General features: G+C 37.2%; 20 protein-coding genes, 1 other RNA gene and 1 other annotated feature. Of the genes, 18 read left to right on the forward strand and 3 right to left on the reverse strand.

What is annotated here, in order from left to right; translation table 11 throughout:
* Positions 1 to 97 precede the first annotated feature (97 nt).
* From recJ to TSYNT_RS10615, 5 genes are read left to right on the forward strand one after another with little or no spacing between them, the layout of a single operon-like run.
* The gene (recJ, locus tag TSYNT_RS10595) at positions 98 to 2,623 is read left to right on the forward strand and encodes a single-stranded-DNA-specific exonuclease RecJ (RefSeq protein ID WP_238142711.1); all 2,526 of its coding nucleotides are present in this window, start codon (positions 98 to 100) and stop codon (positions 2,621 to 2,623) included.
* Between the two features lie 31 nt (positions 2,624 to 2,654).
* The gene (locus TSYNT_RS10600) at positions 2,655 to 3,173 is read left to right on the forward strand and encodes an adenine phosphoribosyltransferase (protein WP_059033863.1); all 519 of its coding nucleotides are present in this window, start codon (positions 2,655 to 2,657) and stop codon (positions 3,171 to 3,173) included.
* A gap of 15 nt (positions 3,174 to 3,188) precedes the next feature.
* Complete coding sequence (locus TSYNT_RS10605) at positions 3,189 to 5,351, forward strand: RelA/SpoT family protein (protein WP_059033865.1); 2,163 nt, start codon at positions 3,189 to 3,191, stop codon at positions 5,349 to 5,351.
* An 11-nt stretch (positions 5,352 to 5,362) separates the two neighbouring features.
* Entirely contained in the window at positions 5,363 to 5,809 is a 447-nt protein-coding gene (gene dtd / locus TSYNT_RS10610) for a D-aminoacyl-tRNA deacylase (RefSeq protein ID WP_059033867.1), read from the forward strand.
* A gap of 24 nt (positions 5,810 to 5,833) precedes the next feature.
* Positions 5,834 to 6,460 (forward strand): MBL fold metallo-hydrolase, encoded by a 627-nt coding sequence (locus tag TSYNT_RS10615; protein ID WP_059033869.1) that lies wholly within the window; start codon positions 5,834 to 5,836, stop codon positions 6,458 to 6,460.
* A gap of 71 nt (positions 6,461 to 6,531) precedes the next feature.
* Here TSYNT_RS10615 and TSYNT_RS10620 read toward each other — a convergent pair whose 3' ends face one another.
* Positions 6,532 to 7,701, reverse strand: a complete 1,170-nt coding sequence (locus tag TSYNT_RS10620) for a S1C family serine protease (protein ID WP_238142712.1) — start codon at positions 7,699 to 7,701, stop codon at positions 6,532 to 6,534.
* Positions 7,702 to 8,162: 461 nt separating this feature from the next.
* Between TSYNT_RS10620 and aspS the strand changes: the two genes are divergently transcribed.
* The 11 genes from aspS to TSYNT_RS10675 all read left to right on the forward strand — a co-directional run bounded on the left by aspS (position 8,163) and on the right by TSYNT_RS10675 (position 18,962).
* Complete coding sequence (gene aspS / locus TSYNT_RS10625) at positions 8,163 to 9,935, forward strand: aspartate--tRNA ligase (protein ID WP_059033871.1); 1,773 nt, start codon at positions 8,163 to 8,165, stop codon at positions 9,933 to 9,935.
* Between the two features lie 252 nt (positions 9,936 to 10,187).
* Positions 10,188 to 10,373, forward strand: a non-coding RNA gene (gene ssrS / locus TSYNT_RS10630) — 6S RNA.
* A gap of 26 nt (positions 10,374 to 10,399) precedes the next feature.
* Positions 10,400 to 11,086, forward strand: coding sequence for a tRNA threonylcarbamoyladenosine dehydratase (locus TSYNT_RS10635; protein ID WP_059033873.1), 687 nt, complete (start codon positions 10,400 to 10,402; stop codon positions 11,084 to 11,086).
* A gap of 78 nt (positions 11,087 to 11,164) precedes the next feature.
* Positions 11,165 to 11,587, forward strand: a complete 423-nt coding sequence (locus TSYNT_RS10640; protein ID WP_059033875.1) for a SoxR reducing system RseC family protein — start codon at positions 11,165 to 11,167, stop codon at positions 11,585 to 11,587.
* Positions 11,588 to 11,699: 112 nt separating this feature from the next.
* A complete protein-coding gene (gene alaS, locus TSYNT_RS10645; protein ID WP_059033877.1) occupies positions 11,700 to 14,342 on the forward strand; it encodes an alanine--tRNA ligase in 2,643 nt (880 codons plus the stop codon).
* 27 nt (positions 14,343 to 14,369) lie between these two features.
* On the forward strand, positions 14,370 to 14,627 hold the full coding sequence (locus tag TSYNT_RS10650; RefSeq protein ID WP_059033879.1) for an IreB family regulatory phosphoprotein: 258 nt from the start codon (positions 14,370 to 14,372) through the stop codon (positions 14,625 to 14,627).
* A 27-nt stretch (positions 14,628 to 14,654) separates the two neighbouring features.
* The gene (locus TSYNT_RS10655) at positions 14,655 to 15,602 is read left to right on the forward strand and encodes an aldo/keto reductase (RefSeq protein WP_059033881.1); all 948 of its coding nucleotides are present in this window, start codon (positions 14,655 to 14,657) and stop codon (positions 15,600 to 15,602) included.
* Between the two features lie 15 nt (positions 15,603 to 15,617).
* A complete protein-coding gene (gene ruvX / locus TSYNT_RS10660) occupies positions 15,618 to 16,049 on the forward strand; it encodes a Holliday junction resolvase RuvX (protein WP_059033883.1) in 432 nt (143 codons plus the stop codon).
* 51 nt (positions 16,050 to 16,100) lie between these two features.
* Positions 16,101 to 16,412, forward strand: a complete 312-nt coding sequence (locus TSYNT_RS10665) for a DUF1292 domain-containing protein (protein ID WP_059033885.1) — start codon at positions 16,101 to 16,103, stop codon at positions 16,410 to 16,412.
* Between the two features lie 66 nt (positions 16,413 to 16,478).
* Positions 16,479 to 16,675 (forward strand) — a binding site (T-box leader).
* Positions 16,676 to 16,859: 184 nt separating this feature from the next.
* Positions 16,860 to 18,431 (forward strand): phosphoglycerate dehydrogenase, encoded by a 1,572-nt coding sequence (gene serA, locus TSYNT_RS10670; RefSeq protein WP_059033887.1) that lies wholly within the window; start codon positions 16,860 to 16,862, stop codon positions 18,429 to 18,431.
* A gap of 51 nt (positions 18,432 to 18,482) precedes the next feature.
* A complete protein-coding gene (locus tag TSYNT_RS10675; protein WP_059033889.1) occupies positions 18,483 to 18,962 on the forward strand; it encodes a Fur family transcriptional regulator in 480 nt (159 codons plus the stop codon).
* A 57-nt stretch (positions 18,963 to 19,019) separates the two neighbouring features.
* Here TSYNT_RS10675 and TSYNT_RS10680 read toward each other — a convergent pair whose 3' ends face one another.
* Together TSYNT_RS10680 and TSYNT_RS10685 are read right to left on the reverse strand one after the other, a co-directional pair.
* Positions 19,020 to 19,421 (reverse strand): bacteriohemerythrin, encoded by a 402-nt coding sequence (locus tag TSYNT_RS10680; RefSeq protein WP_059033891.1) that lies wholly within the window; start codon positions 19,419 to 19,421, stop codon positions 19,020 to 19,022.
* Between the two features lie 191 nt (positions 19,422 to 19,612).
* On the reverse strand, positions 19,613 to 22,318 hold the full coding sequence (locus TSYNT_RS10685) for a calcium-transporting P-type ATPase, PMR1-type (RefSeq protein ID WP_059033893.1): 2,706 nt from the start codon (positions 22,316 to 22,318) through the stop codon (positions 19,613 to 19,615).
* Between the two features lie 438 nt (positions 22,319 to 22,756).
* On the opposite strand from TSYNT_RS10685, the gene TSYNT_RS10690 reads away from it, so the two are divergent.
* Positions 22,757 to 23,314 (forward strand): QueT transporter family protein, encoded by a 558-nt coding sequence (locus TSYNT_RS10690; RefSeq protein WP_059033895.1) that lies wholly within the window; start codon positions 22,757 to 22,759, stop codon positions 23,312 to 23,314.
* Positions 23,315 to 23,330: 16 nt separating this feature from the next.
* On the forward strand, positions 23,331 to 24,407 hold the full coding sequence (mltG, locus tag TSYNT_RS10695; protein ID WP_059033896.1) for an endolytic transglycosylase MltG: 1,077 nt from the start codon (positions 23,331 to 23,333) through the stop codon (positions 24,405 to 24,407).
* The last annotated feature ends 6 nt before the right edge of the window (positions 24,408 to 24,413 follow it).

A 24,413-nucleotide genomic window follows, 5' to 3' on the forward strand; every position in this document is an offset into this window, starting at 1 on the left:
CATTGATATAAAAATCAGATTAGTTTATAATTATAGTTGTGCATACAGCTATTTATAGAACAAGAGAACATCTCGGTCAAAAAAATCGGAGGATACAATGATTAATGGCAATTATAAATGGGAAATAGGTACGAAAGAAGAAGTTGATATAGCAGAGAACAATCTTCATCCTGTAATTCTACAATTACTGAAAAAACGAGGCATAATTACACAGGAGCAGATTCAGCGATATATATACCCGAAACTTTCGTATTTATACGATCCGATGCTTTTAAAAGATATTGATAAAGCCGTAGAGCGGATTAAGAAAGCGATTTTAAATAAAGAGAAAATCGTGGTGTATGGAGACTATGATGCAGATGGCATAACAAGCTGTGCGATAGTTATAAAATTGTTGGAAAAATTAGGTGCCTTGCCTGAGTATTATATACCGTCAAGATTAGATGAAGGGTATGGGCTTAACACAGATGCCATACAAACAATAGCCGACACAGGAGCAAAACTTATTATAACAGTAGACAACGGCATAAGTGCGGCGGAAGAAGTAGAATTTGCAAAAAAATTAGGTCTTGATATTGTCATTACCGACCATCATGAACCTTCGCAAAATATACCCAATGCTGTTGCAATAGTAAATCCAAAACAAAGAGACTGCAACTACCCATTTAAAGAATTGGCAGGCGTAGGAGTTGCACTTAAACTTGCATGTGCATTTAAGATAAATGATGCAGCCCTTGAAAAGGAATTCCTAGAACTTGCAGCTGTTGGAACAATAGCTGATGTAGTGCCTCTTTTAGATGAAAACCGGATAATAGTTAAGAACGGTCTTGCCTATCTGGAAAACCCAACTAACAATGGCCTTAAAGCAATGCTGACACAAATGGGATTGAACAATGCCGCTTTAGACACTGGAAAAATCGGCTATCTGATAGCTCCGAGATTGAATGCGGCAGGGAGAATAGGAAACCCGGAAACTGCATTAGAACTTTTATTGTGCAAAGATGAAGCTAAAGCATATGAACTTTCATCATCTCTTGAAAAAATCAATCAAGAAAGACAGGCAATTGAAGTCAAGATTTTCGATGAAGCTAAAGTAATTATAGAAAAAGAGAATCTTGCAGACAAGTCCAGTATTATAGTAATCTCAAACTCTAACTGGCACCCTGGCGTCGTAGGTACTGTCGCTTCAAAGTTAGTTGAATTATACAAGAGACCGTGCATAGTTATATCTGAAAACAATGGTGAGGGGCGCGGTTCCGGAAGAAGCATTCCGGGGTTTAATCTTTTTGAAGCACTAAGCGAATTCTCCGATCTTTTTATGAAATTCGGAGGACATGAACAGGCCGTTGGCCTTACTATAAAAACAGAGAACATTCGTAAACTAACAGATGAATTGAACCGTCGCTTTAATATAAAGGATATTGAGCTTATAACAGAGCCTATACTCAATATTGATTTGGAGCTTAATCAAGATGACATAAGTCTTGAACTTGCTAAGCAACTTGAACTAATGGAGCCCTTCGGTTACGGAAACACAAAACCGGTATTTGCATGCAAGAATTTACAAATTCAGACATCAAGAACGGTAGGCAGCGACTTTAAGCATCTGAAGCTGCGCCTTAAGAGCCGGGAAAACAATATTGAAGCAATTGGCTTTAATTTTGGAGGGTATAAAGAAGATTTAGACATGGCTTCCATAATGGATATAGCATTCTTTTTAGAAGTAAACCGATGGAATGGCAATGTTGAGCCTCAGCTTAATATAAAAGATCTAAAGGTTCCGTTTTTCAGAGATGAACTGCTCATTAAAATAGAAAACAAATATTATGCAAACTTTAATTCTTATTTAACATATCTAAATAAAAATGATAGGCAAGTCCCTAATGACATATATAAAAATAAATTTATTTTACCCGGCGAGAATCCAAAAGCTAAAATTGACTATATAAAATCAGTGCTTGATCCAAAACAAAAAACAGCAATAATTATAAATACACCCTATAAAGCCTGGGAATTTGCAAAACAACTTCAAGAATGCGATGATATAAGTTACAATGAGTTTGAAATAGTGTACAATATTGACTCGGAACTGCCGAAAATCCTTAGCGACAATATCATTGCTATAAATCCTGCTTTTGACTGTGGCAAAGCATGCTGTGATAACATTGTTTTTTATGATGCTCCTTTTAATGAAAATATATTCAAAAAGCAGCTTGCGCAAATCTTGCCTGATGCAAAAATACACCTACTGTTTAATAAAGAGGATTTGCGTTATAATTATCTTGTATGCAGGCGAATTTTCCCGACGATTGATGAGCTAAAAATAATTTATCAAGTGCTATCAAGGCTTTTTTTAAACGGTTCTAATAATTTATTGGATCTTAATTTACTGGAAGACATTCTTAAAAAGCAATTAAAGATAGATTTTAATAAAGCTTACCTGTTAAATGTATTAAAAGTTTTTCAAGAGATGGACATTATTCGCTACAAGATCGACGGCAACTATATGCACATCTTAGATTACAAGAAAAACGGCAGAAAAATTCAATTAGAGTTTTCCGATACATATATGAATCTTTATTTACTTAAAAAAAGTATTATAGATTTTTATAGTAAATTATAAGCCTTTTATCTGAAAATATGGAGGAAATTGAATGGATTTAAAAGGAAAAATTAGAGTAATTGAAGATTTTCCCCAGAAGGGGATTAGTTTCAAAGATATTACAACCCTTATCAAAGATGGAGAAGCATTTAAATTCGTAATAAAGTCTCTAGCGGATTTGGTAAAAGATAAAAATGCTGATATTGTAGTGGGACCGGAAGCCCGCGGATTCATTATAGGTGCTCCTCTGGCGTATGAACTTGGGGCCGGTTTTGTACCCACAAGAAAAAACGGTAAACTTCCGGCAAAAACCCTAAACGCTGAATATAAGTTGGAATATGGAACAGATATTATCCAAATGCACGAAGATGCAATAAAACCCGGCCAAAGGGTAATAGTTGCTGATGATTTGCTGGCTACCGGTGGCACAGCTTTATCTAACATAGATCTTGTAGAAAGAGTAGGCGGAAAAGTTGTGGCGGTGGCAGTTGTGATAGAATTGACAGAATTAGGCGGCAGGAATGTATTGCAAAATTATGATGTATTCTCTCTCGTAAAATATTTAAGTTAGCCGGAGGGAAAGTATTTGAATTTTGATTCGCTAGAAAAACAGATTTTGTCTTATAGTCCGTCAGCTGACATTAATATAGTCCGAAAAGCTTATGAATTCGCAAAAGAAGCACATGGTGAGCAGCGCAGAGTTTCAGGTGAACTGTTTATTTCTCATCCATTAGGCGTTGCTAAGATTTTAGCGGATTTAGAGCTGGACGTTCCCACTATTGCTGCCGGCCTGCTTCATGATGTAGTGGAAGATACCAGTTATACGATAGAAGATATTGAAAAGAATTTCGGCTCCGAAATTGCGACATTAGTAGACGGTGTAACAAAACTTGGAAAACTTGAGTATAAAACAAAAGAGGAACAGCAGGCAGAAAATTTAAGAAAAATGTTTTTCGCCATGGCTAAAGATATCCGTATAATCCTTATTAAACTGGCAGATAGATTGCATAACATGAGAACATTAAAATCAATGCCGGAAGATAAGCAAAAAGAAAAGGCAATGGAGACCCTTGAGATTTTTGCACCTCTTGCGCACCGTCTTGGAATATCTGCAATAAAATGGGAATTGGAAGACTTGGCTTTTAGATATCTGGAACCTGAAAAATACTATGAACTTGTAGAAAAAGTTGCAAAAAAGCGACAAGAACGTGAAAAGCATATTAACGAAATGATAGCCATTTTAAAAGAAAAACTTTCGGCTGCCGGGATAGAAGCTGATATACAAGGGCGTCCAAAGCATTTTTACAGCATATACAAGAAAATGAAAGACCAAAACAAAACCTTTGAACAGATTTATGATCTAACTGCTGTCAGGGTGATAGTTGATACTGTCAAAGACTGCTATGGTGCATTAGGCGTTGTTCACAGCCTTTGGAAACCTATACCCGGAAGATTTAAGGATTATATAGCAATGCCAAAACCTAATATGTATCAATCGCTTCATACCACAGTGATAGATTCTTCCGGAGACCCTCTTGAAATACAAATCAGAACATATGAAATGCACAAGACTGCTGAATATGGAATTGCGGCTCACTGGAGATATAAAGAAGGTGGAAAGGATAGCAGTGATTTTGAACAAAAACTGTCATGGCTCAGAGAAATACTAGACTGGCAGCGGGAACTTCGCGATGCAAAAGACTTTATGGAAAACTTAAAAATCGATCTTTTCACTGATGAAGTTTATGTATTTACTCCCAAAGGAGATGTTATAGACTTGCCCATGGGCTCTTGCCCTATAGACTTTGCCTACAGGATTCATACTGATATTGGCAATAAGTGTGTGGGAGCCAAAGTAAATGAAAAGATGGTTCCCCTCGATTATAAGCTAGCTAACGGTGATATAGTTGAGATTATTACATCAAGCCATAGTCCGGGACCTAGCCGGGACTGGTTAAATATAGTAAAATCACCTCAGGCAAAAAACAAAATACGGCAGTGGTTTAAGAAAGAACGGCGGGAAGAAAACATTGCCAGAGGAAAGGATATGCTTGAAAAAGAAGGCCGCCGACAAGGTTACGATATTTACCAGCTGATGAAACTTGACTTTATGAACAATTTATTAAAGAAAATGAGTTTTGCTAACATTGATGATATGTATGCTGCTATCGGTTATGGAGCTGTTACGACAAAACAAATACTTCAAAAAATCCTTGAGGAATATAAGAAAAGCACAAAGCTTAAGCAAGAGACAATTATCGAAAAAGTTGACACAAAAGCTAAAAAGAAAAAGAATGTGGACCATGGAATAAAGATAGATGGCGTTGATAATCTCTTGGTGAAATTTTCACGTTGCTGCAATCCCGTTCCGGGGGATAAAATTGTAGGATATATCACGCGAGGCAGAGGCGTTTCTATTCATAGGCAAGACTGTAAGAATGTAGCAAGGGGAGATTTCGATAAAGATAGGCTGATAGATGTTAAATGGGAAGGATTTGAAGAAACTTCATATCCAGTAGAGATTCAGGCATCTGCCCATGATAGGCCGGGCATACTTTCTGAAGTGATAAATTTAGTCAGCGATATGAAAACAAATATTGACGCAATTAATGCACGCACAACTAAAGACGGAGTCGCTGTTATAGATATGATACTAGAGATCAATAATAAACAGCATCTTGAGAATGTTATGCAAAAAATCAAAAAAATAAATGGGATATATAGTATTCGAAGAGTGATGAACCAGTAAAGGGGGATATTATGCGGGCGGTAGTTCAGAGAGTAAAAGAAGCAGCAGTTTCTGTGAATGATGAGCAGATTGCCAAAATAGGCAAAGGAATGACGGTTTTCGTCGGAATAGCTGCCGGCGATACTATAAAAGATGTTGATTATATTGCAGAAAAAATTGTAGGGCTCAGGATATTTGAAGATGACGAAGGGAAGATGAATAAATCAATACAAGATATTGATGGAGAAATTCTTATGATATCCCAGTTCACACTGTTGGGGGATGTTCGAAAAGGACGCAGGCCTAGTTTTACTCAAGCAGCTCCGCCTGATGAGGCGCAAAAACTTTATGAGGCTCTTGTGGACGCCTGCAATCAGAAGGTTAAAACAAAAAAAGGCCAGTTTCAAGCCCAAATGCTCGTTTATATATTAAACGACGGCCCTGTTACGATATTAGTTGACAGTAATAAAAATTTCTAAATGAGAGATTTGAGGAGATATGTCATGTTTGTAAAACGCTTATCAGTCGGCCCATTAGAAGCTAACTGCTACATTGTTTCTGATAAAAAAACCGGTGAAGCTGTTGTAATAGATCCGGGCGGAGATGCTGATAAAATTTTGGACGTCATAAAATCTAAGGACCTCAAAGTAAAGTATATAATTTTGACACATGGCCATATTGATCATATCGGCGCATTAAACGAAATAAAAAAGGCAACAAATGCTAAAATAGCTATTCATGAAAAAGATGCTAATATGCTGTTATCTCCGGAAGACAATCTTTCAATCTATGTAGGTGGCGGCTTTGCTCAAACTCCGGCAGAAATATTTTTAAAAGGTGGCGAAAGATTTAAAGTTGGTGATCTTACCTTTGAGATAATTCATACACCCGGACATACTCCTGGAGGAATCTCTATTAGAGTCGATGGGATGTTGTTTACAGGAGACACTTTATTTGCCGGTTCGGTAGGCCGTACAGATTTCCCGGGGGGATCTTACGATGAGCTTATTAAGTCAATTAAAGAAAAACTTCTCCCCTTGGGTGACGATATTTCAATTCTCCCAGGCCATGGAGAAGCTTCCGACATTGGCTTTGAAAAGCGCACAAATCCATTTCTTGCAGAGGTATAAGTATAAAATATACATCAATAGTAATAAAGCCCCAGCCTAAAGATTGTAAACTAGGCCGGGGCTTTAATGATTTATTCAGGCTTTTTGCCTACAGTTACTGTAACATATTTAGTTTGGCCGTTTCTGAGTATTACAAGAACGAGCTTGTCGTTTATTTTGGATTTACTAACTATTGTGCTTACATCGTTGGAATTCTTTATATCCTGATCGTTAATTTTTAATATTACATCTCCTCTTTGCAGACCGGCTTTTTCAGCAGGGCTGCCGGCGACAACATCAGCTATTATGGCGCCCTTGACTTCATCAAGCTTAAAATACTCAGCAAGATCTTTTGTCATATCCTGAAGAGCCACGCCGATATAGGGTCTTGTAATTGAACCACTTGTAATTAGTTCATCTAGCACTTCTTTGACACTGTTTATAGGAATTGCAAAACCTATCCCTTGAGCCTGAGCATTTACAGCAGTATTTATGCCAATGACCTTTCCGTTTAGTGAAATTAAAGGTCCGCCGCTGTTGCCGGGATTAATAGCTGCATCTGTTTGGATAAGATTGTTATAAACTCTGGTAGTTCCGGTGCTTTGGTCTGCAATTGTGATAGGTCTTCCCTTTGCGCTAATAACACCTACTGTTACGGTGTGATCAAGTCTGTAAGGATTTCCTATAGCAATTACCCATTCACCTACTCTTGCGCTATCGGAGTCACCCAAGGATATTGTGGGCAGTTTTTTTGAAGAATTAATTTTTAACACTGCCAGATCCATAGATGCGTCCTTGCCAACAACAGTTGCAGTAAAAGGCTCATCAAATCCTTTTACTGTGACAGAAATCGATTTTGCTCCGCTTATGACATGTTCATTTGTTAAAATATGTCCTTGCGTATCGATTATAAAGCCACTGCCCAAACCTTTGCTGATTTGAGGGGTTGTGCGAAAATTAAAATCATCCCCAAAAAAGTATTTAAAAAACGGATCATTAAAAAAGGGGTTTACACTTGTTTGAGTCTCTATCGTAGTTTCTATATAGACTACTGCGTCACTTACTTCATCGACTATATCGGGAATGTTAGTCGGCAAAGCAGCTGATGATGCAAGGGTAAGCGCACCCTCGGTCCCGTCTGCAGTTGCTGTTTTAGATGGATAGATGGAATTATAAGCAAAAATGCCTCCTGCTACTACTGCCATTCCAATTGTAAGGCCAATCAAGACGGCAACGAAATATTTATTTTTGATCAACTTCAATTTAATCAACCTCCATTTACTATGTTCTATTTTAATTATAACCTATTTAATTTATAAATTTCGTGTGAAATTTGTTAGGGATTTGTGAAAGTTTGAGATTTGACTCATTGACACCTCAGTCCAATTTAATTATAATTGTCTAAAAGGCATACGCCAAAAGCGAAGATGAGGAAGGAGCATGCAAAGTCTTCAGGGAGAAAAAGCCGAGACTGAAAGCTTTTTCGGCATGCGCATGTAATACCTAACACCTCGGAGCTTAAATCCTGAAGTTTCTATTTTGATTAGGGATTTACGCTGAGCAAGCGTTAGACTTGTAAGTGGGATTTTTTCCAAACAGGGTGGCACCGCGGGAGAGTTCTCGTCCCTGATAATATAATTTGTTATCAAGGATGGGGACTTTTTTATTTGTTAATCAGTCTGCTTATATTCGAATAAACTTACAGAAAAAGGAGTTGTTTCTTGTGGAAAAAAAGATTAAAAGGAACTTTTATTGCGGCGATTTGAGAGAGGAACATGAAGGCAATGATGTATGCCTTTCGGGATGGGTTCAGACTCGTAGAGATTTAGGAGGGCTTATTTTTGTTGATTTAAGGGACCGAAGCGGTATTGTACAAGTAGTGTTTAATCCCGAATATGAAGAAGCTTTTAAAAAAGCTGATGAAATACGAAGTGAGTATGTTATCTCTGTGAGAGGAAAGGTATCTAAACGGCCTGAAGAAAATGTAAATCCAAAAATTCCCACAGGCTATATAGAAATAATCGGCCAGGAAATAGAAATTCTCAGTAAAGCAAAAACCCCGCCATTCTTAATTGAAGATGATGCAAAAGTTGATGAGATTGTAAGACTTAAATATCGTTATCTTGATTTAAGAAGACCGAAGATGAAGGAAAATATAATCTTTAGGAGTAAATTAAATAAGGCTATAAGGGATTTTTTAGATGAGAACGGTTTTATTGAGGTAGAGACGCCGATTCTTACTAAGAGCACTCCAGAAGGTGCACGTGACTATTTGGTTCCCAGCAGATTAAATCCCGGTAAATTCTATGCTCTTCCTCAATCTCCCCAATTGTTCAAACAAATATTGATGATAGGTGGAATGGAGCGTTACTATCAAATCGCTCGTTGCTTTAGGGATGAAGATTTAAGAGCTGACAGGCAGCCGGAATTCACTCAGCTTGATATGGAAATGTCTTTTGTGGATGTTGATGATGTAATTTCATTAAATGAAAAACTTATCAAATATGTTGTCGAAAGGGTTACTGATATAAAAGTTAATATTCCTTTCCCTAGAATTACTTATAATGAGGCAATGGAGAAATACGGTTCAGATAAACCCGATACACGTTTTGGCATGGAAATGGTCGATGTATCTGATGCTGTTATAAATAGTGATTTTAAGGTGTTTAAAGATGCAGTTGAAAATGGCGGAAAAGTTAAGGGAATAAACATTGTAAATGGCAGCAATCTCTTTAGCCGCAGACAAATTGATGAATTGGTAGAAAAAGCAAAAGAATTCGGTGCAAAAGGGCTAGCATGGATAAACATCGCGGAAGAAGGAATAAAATCTCCAATTGCCAAGTTTTTCAGCAGCGAACAAATAGAAAATCTTATTAGCAAATTCAATGCTAAAACAGGAGACTTAATAGTATTTGTAGCTGATAAAGACCCCGAACTTGTTATGACATCACTTGGAAGCCTTAGACTGTATCTGGCCAAAACTTTAAATCTTATAGAAAAGGACAAGTTTAACTTTTTGTGGGTAACTGAATTTCCTTTATTGGAATACAGCGAGGAAGAAAAAAGATATGTGGCAAAACATCACCCCTTCACATCTCCCATGGATGAGGATATTTATCTGCTTGAAAGCGAGCCCTGGAAAGCGCGGGCCAAGGCTTATGATATCGTCTTAAACGGAACGGAGTTAGGAGGAGGCAGCATAAGAATACACAACACTGATCTTCAGGAAAAAATGTTTGAAGTTCTGGGTTTCTCAAAGGAAAGGGCTTGGAACAACTTTGGATTTTTGCTCAAAGCCTTTGAATACGGAACACCTCCCCACGGAGGCATAGCCTATGGATTAGACAGAATGGCGATGCTACTTTTAGGGCTTGATAGCATCAGAGACTGCATAGCATTTCCTAAGACACAGAATGCTTCATGCCCCTTAACAGACGCTCCGAGCGAAGTTGACCAGAAGCAGTTAAAGGAATTACACATACAACTGAAAATTTAAACACGAAAGAACACGAAGGGACAGTCCGAGACCACTAAAAAAGTCCCCCTAAAAGAAATCGCAAACACAAGGGGACAGTCCCTTCATGCTGTTCATGCTGTTTTTTCTCTGTGCTGTTCTTCTGTGCCGTTTGTGCTCTGCTGGTCGCCAGGAATAACACGAAAGAACCGTCCCTCTGTGTTCCCCCTCTGTGTTCCCAGCAATGAATTCTTGATAAATATCGGGTTTTATGGTAATATTAACTTAACAAAACAATCCCTGCTGTGTGCGTGTAAGCTGACATAGTAAAGAGCCAACACTCTGAGAAAGGGAGTCCGGACTCTGAATGTTGAGTATATGCCCTCGAGAGAGGGAAATACAAGAGACGTTCAGGAGGACACCCACCTGGTAAGCCGGGTCTCTATTTACGGTCAGTAAACACGGCATGGTGGGGTTTATTTAATTATATGGAGTTGTGTTTTATTATGGATGAGAATATTTTTTCTAGAACCCAGATTCTTATAGGGGAAGCCGGCATTGAAAGACTTAAAAATTCAAAGATTGCGGTAATAGGACTGGGCGGCGTTGGCTCCTTTGCGGTAGAAGCTTTTGCCCGTGCCGGGGTGGGAGAACTTGTAATTGTTGACCATGATGTGGTCATGCCTTCAAACTTGAATCGTCAAATTCATGCTACGCATTCCACTGTCGGAATTTCAAAGGTAGATGCGATGAAAGCTAGAATTTCTGATATAAATCCATCTGCAAAAGTTATAGGTATAAAGGAATTCTATTCGTCTGAAAATGCTTCCACAATTTTAGACAGTAATTTTGACTATGTTGTAGATGCTATAGATACACTAAAATCAAAAATTGATCTTATTACATATTGCATACATTTAAGCATTCCCATTATTTCAGCCATGGGTGCCGGAAATAAGTTAGATCCTTTAAAATTTCAAGTAGCCGACATATCAAATACTCACACTTGTCCTATGGCTCGAAAAATAAGAAAAGAACTTCGGAAAATTGGTATAGAAAAAGGATTAAAAGTTGTATTTTCCACGGAAATTCCAATAACACGACATTATCCGCCTGGGAGCATATCTTTTGTGCCTTCTACAATGGGACTTATAGTTGCAGGTGAGGTAATACGAGATTTGATAAAAAATTGACCGAGCTAGTGCAATGTTATATAATATGCCTATAGATTGGGCTTCATTTGATATTTTATTTTAAGGAAGGTATTAAAAGTGAGAGAAAAAGCTGTTGTAGTTGCGACAAAAAGCGGATTTGCCCAGTTGCAGATAGAACCGAAAGATTCCTGCGAAGGATGTAAAGCCTGCGCTGCTGGAAAAAGCGGAAAAGCAATAAAAATATGGGCTAAGAATTATGTTAATGCAAAAGTTGGTCAAACTGTAGAAGTTGAGCTTCGTGATTCTACATTCCTGTCGGCAACGATAATAATATATGCAATTCCCCTGTTAGCTTTTTTTATAGGGATAGGTTTGGGCTATAAAGTTTCAGGAATATTTAAAATCGCCATTATAGAACCTTTTGCTGTAGTAGTTGGCGTGGCCCTAATGGCCATTACTTTCTTAGTGATACATTTTTTAACTGAGCGTAAAAAATTTGGAGACACATATTCGCCATATATAACACAAATTTATGAGTAATTTTTAAAAAAATGCCTACTGAATATTGATAATTGATTTTTCTTTTTATATAATTCCAATCAGTGCAAAGCAACAATAAGTGAAGATTTAGTTGATTTTGGAGGTTATTCCTATGATGAGCAGCAATGAAATTAGAGAAAAGTTCTTAAGCTATTTCGAAAGTAAAGGCCATACAAGAGTGGAAAGTTCCTCTTTAGTTCCTCAAAATGATCCCACATTACTTTTTACTAATGCAGGCATGAATCAGTTCAAAGACGTTTTTCTTGGTCTTAAAACCCTACCTTATAAAAGGGCGGTCAGCTGTCAGAAATGCGTTAGAGCTGGCGGCAAACACAATGATCTGGAAAGCGTTGGAAGAACTGCGCGCCATCATACTTTTTTTGAAATGTTGGGCAATTTTTCCTTTGGTGACTATTTTAAAAAAGAGGCTATAGCATATGCATGGGAATTTCTTACAGATGTGCTAAAACTTCCAAAAGATCAATTATGGGTCAGTGTTTTCAAAGAAGACGAAGAGGCTTTTCAGCTTTGGCAAGCATATTTGCCCAAAGAAAGAATTGTCCGTTTAGGAGAGAAGGATAATTTTTGGAGCATGGGAGAGACTGGACCTTGCGGACCTTGCAGCGAAATATATATTGATAGGGGCATTGAGCATAAATGTGACGCCGAAGAATGTGCCCTTGGCAAATGTGACTGCGACAGATGGCGCGAATTATGGAATTTAGTTTTTATGCAATATAACAGAGACGAAAACGGTGTTATGACACCACTTCCAAAACCCAGCATTGATACGGGAATGGGGCTTGAACGTATAGCAACTGTGATGCAAGGGGTTTACAGCAACTACGATACAGACCTTTTAAGGCCATTGATTACTTTTATAGAGGATATGACAAAAAAAGAGTACAAAGATAATGAACAAGGATTTGCATTTAGAGTAATTGCTGACCATTCAAGAGCCATAACATTTTTAATCTCAGATGGTGTAATTCCGGGAAACGAGGGAAGAAACTATGTATTAAGGCGGATCATTAGAAGAGCCGCCCGCTACGGAAAGGAACTTGGTTTAAATGAACCGTTTTTGTACAAGGTAGTTCCTAAAGTGGTGGAATTAATGAAAGATGCCTATCCGGAACTTGAAAAGAATATGCCATATATACAAAAAGTAGTGAAAGCCGAGGAAAAAAAATTCCTTGAAACCTTAAACGATGGATTGAGGATTTTAAGAGAAAATATAGAGGATTTACTAAAAGAGAACAAGAAAGAAATACCTGGTAATATAGCTTTTGTCTTGTACGACACTTACGGCTTTCCAATTGATTTGACGTGCGATATAGCTCAGGAAAATGGAATGAAAGTCGATATTAAAACCTTTGAAGAATTAATGAATAAACAAAGAGAAAAGGCAAAAGCAGCACGCAAAAGCGAATATGAAATTGATGAACTAGCCTCGGTGCTATCCCCTCTTGCTCCAACGGCATTTGTTGGATATGAAAATTTTGAAACGGAAAGTCAAGTTCAATTTATTTTAGCTGGCAAAGCAGCGGTAGAAAAATGCGATGATACGAAACAGGATGTTATTGTAGTACTTGATAAAACACCATTTTATGCTGAATCCGGTGGCCAAGTGGGAGATACTGGCGTAATTGAAAATAAAGACTTTTTATTTAAAGTTACAGATACTCAAAAAACCCCCGATGGAAAGATTTATCATAGAGGCCGAATAGAAAGAGGAAGCGTAAGCATAGGCGAAAAAGTCACAGCTAAAATTGATGTGGAAAGACGACTAAACATTTCTCGTAACCACAGTGCGACTCACCTATTACACAAAGCATTAAAAGAAGTTTTAGGCGAGCATGTAAATCAGTCAGGTTCATTAGTTGATGAACATAAATTAAGATTCGATTTTTCACATTTTTCAAGTCTTACACCCGATGAAATAAGGCAGGTAGAGTTTAAAGTAAATCATGTGATACTTAAAAACTTACCTGTATCAATATACCAAACAACTCTTCGAGAGGCTCGAGAGCAAGGAGTTATCGCACTTTTTAACGAAAAATATCAAGAAAATGTAAGAGTTGTATGCTTTGGCGACTATAGTAAAGAACTGTGCGGAGGAACTCATGTCAAGTCTACTGGTGAAATAGGCCTCTTTAAGATAATCTCAGAAAGCAGTGTAGGTTCCGGACTGAGAAGAATTGAAGGGGTATGTGGCTTTAATTTAATGAATTATTTATACGAGAATCTCGAAATTTTAGATAAAGCATCGAAACTTTTAAAAACATCTCCAGAAGAGCTGCTTAAAAAAATTGACGAGTTAACTGGTCAGCTTAAAGAACAGGAAAGAATGCTTGAGTCGTTAAAACAGCAGTTGGCAAATTCAGAAGTTGAAGAAATAGTGCAAAAAGTAAAGCCCGTAAATGGTATCAATGTGATTTCTGCAAGAGCTAATGCAAAAAGCATTGACGATTTAAGGATGATGGTGGACACACTGCGCCAGAAAATCAAAACCGGTATAATAGTTTTAGGAAGTTGCAGCGATAATAAAGTTTTATTTGTAGTTGGAGTAACCGATGATTTGACGAAGAAAGGCTATAATGCCGGAGAAATAATTAAAAAGGTAGCCAAAATAGCAGGTGGCGGAGGTGGCGGCAGACCAGACTTTGCACAGGCAGGCGGCAAAAATCCTGATAAGCTTGATGAAGCGCTAAATGCTGTTTTTGCTATAATCGAAGAGCTCCAAAACAAAATTTAAAATAAATTGCGGAATGGAGGGATGAAAATGGAAGGAAAGATGGATGAAACTGTTAAGTTTAGAGTCGAAAAAGAAGCTGACATTGATGCCAAAACAATTTTGAAACAAGTCAGCAAGGCACTGGAAGAAAAGGGATATAACCCTATAAATCAGCTTGTGGGCTATATCTTATCCGGTGATCCAGCATATATTACAAGTTATAACAATGCCAGGAACTTAATTAGAAAGCTCGAACGGGATAAATTAGTAGAGGAGTTAATTAAGAGTTACATTGAAAGCGAATAATTTTAGCAGTTGTAAGAGGTCTTGAAATTGGAGTATAACATTCTTGGAAATACAGGTTTGAGGGTATCCTACCTATGTTTTGGAAGCCTGTCAATAAGCCCGCTCCAATCAAAGTTTTCTTTAGAAGCGGGAGCCGATATTATAAATTTAGCAATTGATTGCGGCGTTAATTTTATTGATACAGCTGAGTTTTATCAAAACTACGATTATATATCTAAAGCACTTAAAAGAACAAAGAAAGATATTGTAATAACAACTAAATCTTATGCCTACACCTATGATGGAATGAAAAACAGCGTTGAGAAAGCGCGTAGAGAACTTGACCGAGATGTAATAGATATATTTATGCTTCATGAACAAGAAAGCCGGCTTACACTCAAAGGACATCGCGAGGCGTTGGAATATTTACAGAACGCTAAAGCAAAAGGCCAAATAAAGGCAATAGGAGTTTCTACTCACACTGTTGAAGTTGTAAATGCCGCATCTTACATGGATGAGATTGAAGTAATTCACCCATTGATAAATTTTAAAGGTATAGGGATTAAAGACGGAAATTTAGAGGAAATGGAAAAAGCGATACAAGCAGCATATGAGAACGGGAAGGGTATATATGCTATGAAAGCCCTTGGGGGAGGAAACCTCATAGGGTGCAAGCAACAAGCCTTTTCTTATATACTTTCATTTCCTTATACCCATTCTATAGCAGTTGGCATGAAATCATATGATGAAGTTGCAGAAAATATTGCTATATTTGAAAGAAGGCCCATTGAGCCTTCGGTCGAGGAAAGATTAAGTAGCCAAAAAAGAGAGCTTTTAATTGAAGACTGGTGCGCAGGTTGCGGAGAATGTGCAAGGCACTGCCGATATGGCGCGCTGGAAGTTAAAGGCGGCAGATCTATGGTTAATCCCAATAAATGCATCTTATGCGGTTATTGTGCAGGCTACTGTCCGGAGTTTTGTATAAAGATAGTTTAATTAAGGAGTATTTGAATGCGCATTTTATGTTTAGACGTGGGCGAAAAAAGAATAGGAGTTGCGGTATCGGACGAACTAGGCATAACCGCCCAGGGCTTAGGCACCGTTGAAAGAAAACAAAATAGCAAAGACGAAGATATAGAGGAAATACGAAAAATCGTTGAAAAATACAATGTTGATAAAATAATATTAGGTCTTCCAAAAAATATGGACGGGACTTTAGGACAAAGCGGTAAGATGGTTGAAGACTATGCTAAAAAACTACAAAGTTGTTTGAATATAGATTTAGGATTTTGGGACGAAAGATTGAGCACTGTTTCAGCTGAACGAGTTTTGATAGATGCAGATATCTCCAGAAAAAAAAGAAAGAGCGTAATTGATAAACTATCTGCAGTAATAATCTTGCAAAGCTATTTAGATTATAAATCAAGAGTTGACACAATGTAATAATTACTATAAAATATTCCTAATTCAATTGAATTGGAGTGGAGAAACTTTATGGAAGAGTTTGAAACAATAACCTTGCTGGATGAAAATGGAGAGGAAACTGTATTTGAGATATTAGGAGTTATAAATGTCGAGGATACAGATTATGCAATTCTGTCCCCTTTAATCGAAGACGAAGAAGATGAAGAAGAGGGCGAAGCATACATCTTCAGAATCGATGTGGATGAAGAGGGTAATGAGGTCCTTTTTGAGGTAGAAGACGACGAAGAATTTGAAATGGTAAGGGATGCATGGGAAATGCTGTGCATGGATGAATTGGAATCCCTTGACGAAGATGACGATTTTGATGGAGAAGATGAGTAGGTTTAATTTTTGATACTGTCTTGACAAACTTATCTAGCTGTTTTATAATATTCTAAAATTTAGTTAGTAAAAACTATGAAGGGGAAAATTAAAGATATTTTCTATAGAGAGTCAGTGGATGGTGCAAACTGACAGAAGATCTTTATTTCCGCCCCGGAGTTGTTGGCGATGAGCCAAACCGGTTTTAACCGTTAGATTTATAGAGGGTTGCATATTTTGGGAAACTGAAATAGGGTGGCAACGCGGTAATTTCCGCCCCTTGTACTGGGCGGTTTTTTTATTATATATTAATTTGGACTATTTTATATATTTAAGGAGAGGTGCACGGTGGTGATGAATTTTTTTATTAATGTGCTGGCAGCACTCGAGTCAGCATTGAATAATGAGAATTTATTTGGAGCAGGAATAGCTGCGGCAGAAAGAATTTTTGCAAAAGGGGAGATATAAATGAGGGTTTTAGTAAGCGATGATCTTGCTCAAGAGGGAATCGACATATTAAAAAAAGAATTTGATGTAGATGTTAAGACAAAATTAAGCGAAGAAGAATTAATGGAAATAATTCCTAATTATGATGCACTTGTTGTCCGCAGTGCGACTAAAGTTACAAAAAATATTATAGAAAAAAGCAATCTGAAGGTTATCGGAAGAGCGGGTGTTGGTGTTGACAACATAGATGTTGATGCTGCAACGCATAAAGGAATTTTGGTAGTTAATGCTCCTGAAGGAAATACAATAGCGGCCAGCGAACACACTATTGCACTTCTCATGTCTGTTGCACGAAATATACCCGCTGCTGTTATGAGCCTTAAAAATAAAAAATGGGACAGAAAAAGTTTTGTTGGAATAGAGGTTAGAGGAAAAACCCTTGGAATTGTAGGCCTTGGGAGAATTGGCAAAGATGTAGCAGCTAAAGCTATTGGCCTTGGAATGAATATTCTGGCATATGATCCTTATATAATAAACAATACTCTTGAAAATACCCATATTAAAGTAACCGACTTTGAAACAGTGCTAAAAAATTCGGATTTTATAACATTCCATGTTCCTTTGACAAAGGCTACTTATCATATGATTGATAAAGACCAGATCTCAATAATGAAAGATAAGGTTATTTTAATTAATTGTGCTCGAGGAGGTATTATCAACGAAGAAGCCCTTTACGAAGCACTTGTTTCAGGAAAAGTGGGGGCGTGCGCTTTGGATGTGTTTGAGCATGAACCACCCCTTGAAAGCCCGCTTATTGATTTACCTAATGTAGTAGCAACCCCTCACCTTGGAGCATCTACCGCTGAAGCTCAGATTAATGTAGCTATAGAAGTGGCGAATGACATAATTCGTGCGCTAAAAGGGGAATTAGTTAAAAATGCCGTTAACATGATAACTGTTAGACCTGAAGAATATCACGAAATAAAGCCCTTTATAGAACTGGCGGAGAAAATGGGTTCACTTTATACGCAACTAAAAAACGGTCGTATAAGCGAAGTAGAAATGATATATTCCGGAAAAGTAACAAAATTTGATGTAAAACCAATAACAGTTGCCGCGATAAAAGGCATTCTGACAAATATGCTAGAATTTCCACCTAATTTAGTAAATGCATATTTGCTTGCGAAAGAACGGGGTATAAAAATTAGCGAGAAAAAAGTTAGCGAAGATCAAGATGCCCCAGGAACAATAACTTTGCAAGTGACTACCGATAAAGGAAAGAGCAGTATTTCGGGAACAGTTTTTGAAAAAGACGAAATTAGAATAACAGCTATAGATGATTATAAGATAGATCTTATTCCTCGCGGATATGCTCTAATGTCGTTTCACAAAGACAGACCCGGTATTGTGGGACAGGTAGGAAGCCTCCTGGGCAACAATGATATTAACATAGCCTATATGCAGCTGGGCCGAAAATCTTTTAGAGGAGAAGCGCTAATGGTGCTTGGAATCGACGAAGAAGTTCCTGAGCATGTTTTAAATGAAATAAGAAAAATCGAAGATGTGTCTGATGCTCTATTTATAAAGTTCTAATTCCTTGACAATAATTGCTGTTTGCAATATACTATGAGCGAAGCAGCATATATGCCGGGAGTGGGTATTTTGTTGACAGAAGAAGAAAGAAAATACAGGATAAGTGTTATCGAGGATAGATTAAAAGAGAAAGACCTTAAATTAACTCCCCAAAGAAGAGTGGTTCTAGATGTCCTTCTCGATAATCAGTCCAAGCACCTTAGTGCAGAAGAAGTTTTTGAATTTGTAAGAAAAAAATTTCCAGATATTGGATTAGCTACGGTGTACAGAACTTTACAACTTTTTGATGACTTTGGCGTTATCAAAAAGTTAGATTTTAATGATGGATGTTATCGGTATGAGTTAAGTGAAGACCAGCGGCATCAACATCATCATCTTATTTGTATAAAATGTGGAAAAATTTACGAATTTGATGATGATCTATTAGAGGACCTTGAAAAAAGAATTTATAAGAATAACTCCTTCAAAGTAATAGATCATGCCGTTAAGTTTTTTGGATATTGTAAGGATTGCCTTAAAGATTTGACATAAATCAACAAACAACAAACCAGCCTTTATAGGCTGGTTTGTTGTTTGTAACATATTTGTTTATCGATTTGAAGATTGTGTAATAAGTTTATCCGCACCTAGGATATGGTCGCTTATCCAGTTAATTATAAAATCTAGTAGCTCTAGGATATATTGATTTTGGTTCTCGTCTATGCTGTCAAGGTTTACTGCGTTAAGTTTTTCTACGAAACTGTCATGAGCTGCCTTTTGCAAAGGATAGCCTTTATAACCGATGCTGAGCATGTAATTTTCTTCTGACTGAAAATGATAAATAGCATAATCTCTTAGCTCTGCCAGTATTTGTATTATTTGATCAAATTTGTCATAGCAAAAATCATTTTTTAAAAGATTATAAGCTTCATTGGCTATCTCGAATAATTTTTGATGCTGCTTATCAATTTGTTCTACGCCTATCTTGTAGTCATCCTTCCACTTAATCAAAACAATTCACCTCCGAGAATGTCTTATTTATCATGTCCTATATTACCATATTTATGCATTTATGTATATTTTTAAAGCTGAAGGTTATTTATTTGCTTCTAGATTTTTTCGATATAAATAAAATGAACAGGCGGGTATATAAAATCTTTTTATTTCCGCCTGTTCATTCAAATTATAAAGTATATCTTAAATTATTTTTGGAGTCTTGCAAGAAATAGTTTAGTTATCTCAGCGGCAATAAAGGGCAGTATACCAAACAATACTATAATATCCCAGTCATAAAAAGATAATTTTACTGTATCAAATATCTCTCTTAATGCAGGTATATACAAAACTGCTATCAAGAGCAGGAAAGATAAAAGTGTACCGCCAACCATATATAAGTTACTAAAAAATCCTATTTTGTAAATAAGAAGTTCTTCCGAACGAGAAGTATATGCCCTTAGAAGCTCGCTGAAAATTAATGTCGCGAAGGCGAATGTCCTGGCAACTCGAAGATCAGAAGTAGAGTTCAATGAAAATACAAATACTCCAAGAACGGCAATAGTCATAAACGTGCTTTGAACAGCAATTTGCCAATTCATTTTTTTGTCAAGTATCGGTTCATTAGGATTACGCGGCGGTTTTTTCATGATGCCTGGTTCCTTGGCTTCCATACCAAGTGCTAATGCGGGGAAAGCATCAGTCAGCAGGTTTAGCCAGAGTAACTGGATTGGTTTTAGCGGCACAGGCAAGCCGGCTAGCATTGCAACAAATATGATTAGTATTTCCGCTATATTACAGGATAAAAGGAAGAATATAAATTTGCGTATATTTGCATATATTGTCCTTCCTTCTTCTACAGCAGCAACTATACTGGCGAAATTATCATCTGTTAAAATCATATCTGCAGCTTCTTTAGCTACATCCGTTCCGGTAATGCCCATAGCGATTCCTATATCCGCTCTTTTAAGTGCAGGAGCGTCATTGACACCATCACCTGTCATTGCGACAATATGACCATTGTTTTTTATGGCATCTACTATTCTAAGCTTATGAACTGGGGATACCCTTGCATAAACCGACACATTGTTAGCAACAGATACCAATTCTTCATCAGTCATCTTATCTAGATCAAGACCAGTAAGAGCTTGAGAATTCTCGTCGATCATACCTAGTTCTTTTGCGATTGCTTCGGCAGTATCCTTATAGTCTCCTGTAATCATTACAGGTTTTATACCAGCTTGTTTACAAATTTTTATTGCATCTTTTGCTTCAGGCCTTGCAGGATCAATCATGCCGACAAGACCTACAAAAATCATATCTTTTTCAACTTCTGCTGGATCAGGGTGCGATGGTATAGAATCTACCGGTTTAAAGGCAAAGCCTAAAACTCTAAGAGCCTGAGAAGCCATGCCGTGGTTTGCTTCTAATATTGTTTTGCGGTCTTCGTCGGTTATATCAAAAACTTGATTATTCTTTAGAATTCTATTTGACAAGCTCAGCATTATATCCGGTGCGCCTTTTGTAAAAGCAAAATAGCTATTATTGTATAGATGGAAAGTAGTCATTCGCTTGCGATCGGAATCAAAAGGTATTTCTTGAAGCCTTGGTGTCAAAGCATTCAGCTCTTCAGCTGAAAGACCCGCCTTTTCAGCTGCTACTATTAAGCAGCCTTCGGTAGGATCCCCCATGATGCGCCAGCTTTTTTCGGTATTTGAGCCGCTTTCTTCTAACTTTGCGTCATTGCACAATGCGCTGATAGTTAGAAGCATCTTTAAGTCAGAATCAGATAAAGGATCGTATTTTTGATCGTCTAGATAAAACTCACCTATGGGTTTATATCCCTCACCTGTAATCGAATAAAACTTGCCATTTACAAATACCTTTCTTGCTGTCATTTCGTTTTGCGTAAGTGTCCCGGTTTTATCGGAACAAATAACAGTAGTGCTCCCCAAAGTTTCGACTGCATGCAGTTTTTTTATGATAGCATGTCTTTTAACCATTCTTTGCATTCCAAGAGCAAGAACTATCGTAACTATTGCAGGTAAACCTTCGGGTATGGCAGCTACTGCAAGACTCACTGCTGTCATGAACATATCAAGAAGCGGATTACCTTCAAAAATACCCAAGACGAAAACTATACCACATATTACGAGACAGGCGATCCCTAAAACCTTTCCGAGATCATCTAGTTTTTTCTGCAAAGGTGTTTCCTCTTCTTCATAAGACTCAAGCATCTTGGCAATTAGCCCTATTTCTGTGTTCATACCTGTTTCTATAACTATTCCCTTGCCTCTGCCATATGTTACCACTGTGCCCATAAATGCTGAATTATTTCTATCGCCTAATGGAACTTCTCCGCCTAGGACAACTTCAGCATTTTTCTCCGAAGGAACTGATTCACCGGTAAGAGAAGCTTCATCGATTTTTAAGTTTATGCTTTCGATAAGTCTTAAATCTGCAGGCACATAATTTCCTGCCTCTAGTATAACTATGTCACCTGGAACTAGTTCTCTTGCAGGAATTTCAACAACCTTGCCGTCTCTTATAACCTTTGCCTCAGGAGCTGCCATTTTTTTTAAGGCTTCCAAAGCTTTACTAGCTCTTGCTTCCTGGACAACACCTAAAATTGCGTTTAGAATAACTATTAAAATTATTACGATTGCATCAGTTGTCTCCCCTACAACAGCAGAAACAAGGCTTGCACCAATAAGGATTAGGACAAGAAAGTCTTTAAACTGTTCAAGCAGCATTTGCCAAATAGTTTCGCCTTTTTTGCCAACAAGCTCGTTGTATCCCACTTCATCTAGGCGCTTTTTTGCCTCTTCTGAGGAGAGACCGCTTTTTAGATCAGTATTTAGCTTACTTGATATTTCCTCCTTTTTTAGAGAATACCAATTAGTTTTTTCGGCCAAAATAAAATCCTCCTTCTACTATTATTAGTTTATGTAATATTTTAATACTGATATAATAATTGCCAAAGTTAAATTACCTTTTAAAAGATCGCCGTCCTTTACTTATGAATTTTCATAGCTGTAAATAAAAAAGACCCTTACTGCAATCGATTATCGAATAATAGTTGATTGCGTCAAAGGTCTTGTCTTTTCAGAAAAAACTGAAATGATAAAAGCCAGGCATAAATGCCGTGCTGGTGACTTTCATCAAACGACTACTCCCCCTTAACGGAGTATGATGATTTCTATATATACTGTTATGATTTATTCGTAAATAATGATATAATAAAATCTACCTAGTGTCAACTCAAATCATATTGACCTCATTTAAAACTAACGTTAAACTAAGTCAAGGAGGCAAAGCCAAAACAACTCAAATAGAAAGGGCGATACATCAAAATGCTTTGGTTTGCAATACTTATATTCTTAATTGCAGCAATCGTTTTTTGGCTTGTATTTCAGCAACGAAAAAACAGCCAAACAAATCCTTCTGCGTATTTAATTTCAAGAGCAGCGCTTATAGCTGCTATTTACGCACTGGTTACTTACGTTTTTGAACCGATAAGTTATGGTCCTGTTCAAGTTAGGATCTCTGAGGCGCTTACACTATTGCCTCTTATGGATCCGGCAGCTGTTCCCGGTCTTTTTGTAGGCTGTTTGATTGCAAATATATTAGGCGGTTTAGGTTTATGGGATATCTGTCTTGGCAGCTTGATTACCTTTTTAGCCGCTTATATCACAAGCAAAATGCCAAACCCCTTTTTAGGAGCGGTTCCGCCTATAGTCCTGAATGCTTTAGGAGTAGCTTTTTACCTTTCCAAAATTTATAGCGTTCCCTATATTGCAACAGCTCTATATATTGGCCTAGGCGAGCTTATATCCGTTGCCGGAATAGGTATACCACTATTTTATTTGATACAGCGCACGAATTTAAGGAAAATCTTCAACAAAAAATAAAGAGGTGCAAAAATATTTGAGATATAAATTAAAATATTCAGGCCAAAGCCTGATAAAATATATTAAATCAAATAAAGCCCAAGCATTGTTTTTAATAGCAATCTTTTTAGTTTTGATTATAGCAATTTGGTTTAAAATTTCACTTTCTCCAAAAGACCCATCAAATAAGGCAGCCGTCGAATTCGAGGTAAAGAAAGGTGAAACAGCACAAGAACTAGCACTAAACTTGCAAAGTAAAGGCTTAATAAAGAATGATACAATTTTTATTCTTTATGCGAAAATAAAGGGGCTGGATATAAAGATAAAAAGTGGAAGATATTATTTAAGTCCCTCTATGACCGTCGGGGAAATCTTAAATAAGTTAATAGATGAAAAAAATTCAATTAATGATGTTCGAGTTACAATTCCTGAGGGAAGCACTTTAAAAGACATTGCCAACATATTAAAAGATAAGGGCTTGATTAATGATACAGCTGAATTTATCAGCTATGCTAAGGCGCAAAATTTTAAGGATAAGTACGACTTTCTTAAAGATTTTCCACAAGATGCTACTCTGGAAGGATTTCTATTTCCTGACACCTATTTTTTGCCTAAGGACAGAAGCGTGGAGTTTTATATCGATGTGTTTTTAAAGCAATTTGAGAAAATATATAAAACTGAATTGTCTGGAATATTAGAAGAAAAATATCCTAAGTATAGCATATACCAAATAGTTACATTAGCATCTATAGTAGAAAAAGAAGCAAAACTTGAAAGTGAAAGGCCGATAATTGCAGCAGTATTTTACAACCGACTTGAAAAGGGGATGCCCTTGCAGTCTTGCGCAACAATAGAGTTTTTGTTAGATGAACACAAGGAGAAGCTTTCCTTTGACGACCTTAAGATAAATTCGCCATACAACACTTATAAAAATACAGGCTTGCCTCCTGGACCAATAGGAGCACCTGGACTTTCATCGCTACTTGCAACAATTTCTCCTGCAAATGTTGATTATCTTTACTTTGTAGCAAAAGGCGACGGTTCGCATATATTTACTAAAACATATGCAGATCATTTAAACGCTCAAGAGAAGATTGAAAGTAGCAATAACTAAACATAA

This window comes from Tepidanaerobacter syntrophicus (assembly GCF_001485475.2).
In the GTDB taxonomy this organism is placed as follows: domain Bacteria; phylum Bacillota; class Thermosediminibacteria; order Thermosediminibacterales; family Tepidanaerobacteraceae; genus Tepidanaerobacter; species Tepidanaerobacter syntrophicus.

What these genes read in the sequence shown, in the direction of transcription:
- recJ (WP_238142711.1), top strand. Translation starts at nt 98, where the DNA reads ATGATTAATGGCAATTATAAATGGGAAATAGGTACGAAAGAAGAAGTT.
- TSYNT_RS10600 (WP_059033863.1), top strand. Translation starts at nt 2,655, where the DNA reads ATGGATTTAAAAGGAAAAATTAGAGTAATTGAAGATTTTCCCCAGAAG.
- dtd (WP_059033867.1), top strand. Translation starts at nt 5,363, where the DNA reads ATGCGGGCGGTAGTTCAGAGAGTAAAAGAAGCAGCAGTTTCTGTGAAT.
- TSYNT_RS10615 (WP_059033869.1), top strand. Translation starts at nt 5,834, where the DNA reads ATGTTTGTAAAACGCTTATCAGTCGGCCCATTAGAAGCTAACTGCTAC.
- TSYNT_RS10635 (WP_059033873.1), top strand. Translation starts at nt 10,400, where the DNA reads ATGGATGAGAATATTTTTTCTAGAACCCAGATTCTTATAGGGGAAGCC.
- alaS (WP_059033877.1), top strand. Translation starts at nt 11,700, where the DNA reads ATGATGAGCAGCAATGAAATTAGAGAAAAGTTCTTAAGCTATTTCGAA.
- TSYNT_RS10650 (WP_059033879.1), top strand. Translation starts at nt 14,370, where the DNA reads ATGGAAGGAAAGATGGATGAAACTGTTAAGTTTAGAGTCGAAAAAGAA.
- ruvX (WP_059033883.1), top strand. Translation starts at nt 15,618, where the DNA reads ATGCGCATTTTATGTTTAGACGTGGGCGAAAAAAGAATAGGAGTTGCG.
- TSYNT_RS10665 (WP_059033885.1), top strand. Translation starts at nt 16,101, where the DNA reads ATGGAAGAGTTTGAAACAATAACCTTGCTGGATGAAAATGGAGAGGAA.
- serA (WP_059033887.1), top strand. Translation starts at nt 16,860, where the DNA reads ATGAGGGTTTTAGTAAGCGATGATCTTGCTCAAGAGGGAATCGACATA.
- TSYNT_RS10675 (WP_059033889.1), top strand. Translation starts at nt 18,483, where the DNA reads ATGCCGGGAGTGGGTATTTTGTTGACAGAAGAAGAAAGAAAATACAGG.
- TSYNT_RS10690 (WP_059033895.1), top strand. Translation starts at nt 22,757, where the DNA reads ATGCTTTGGTTTGCAATACTTATATTCTTAATTGCAGCAATCGTTTTT.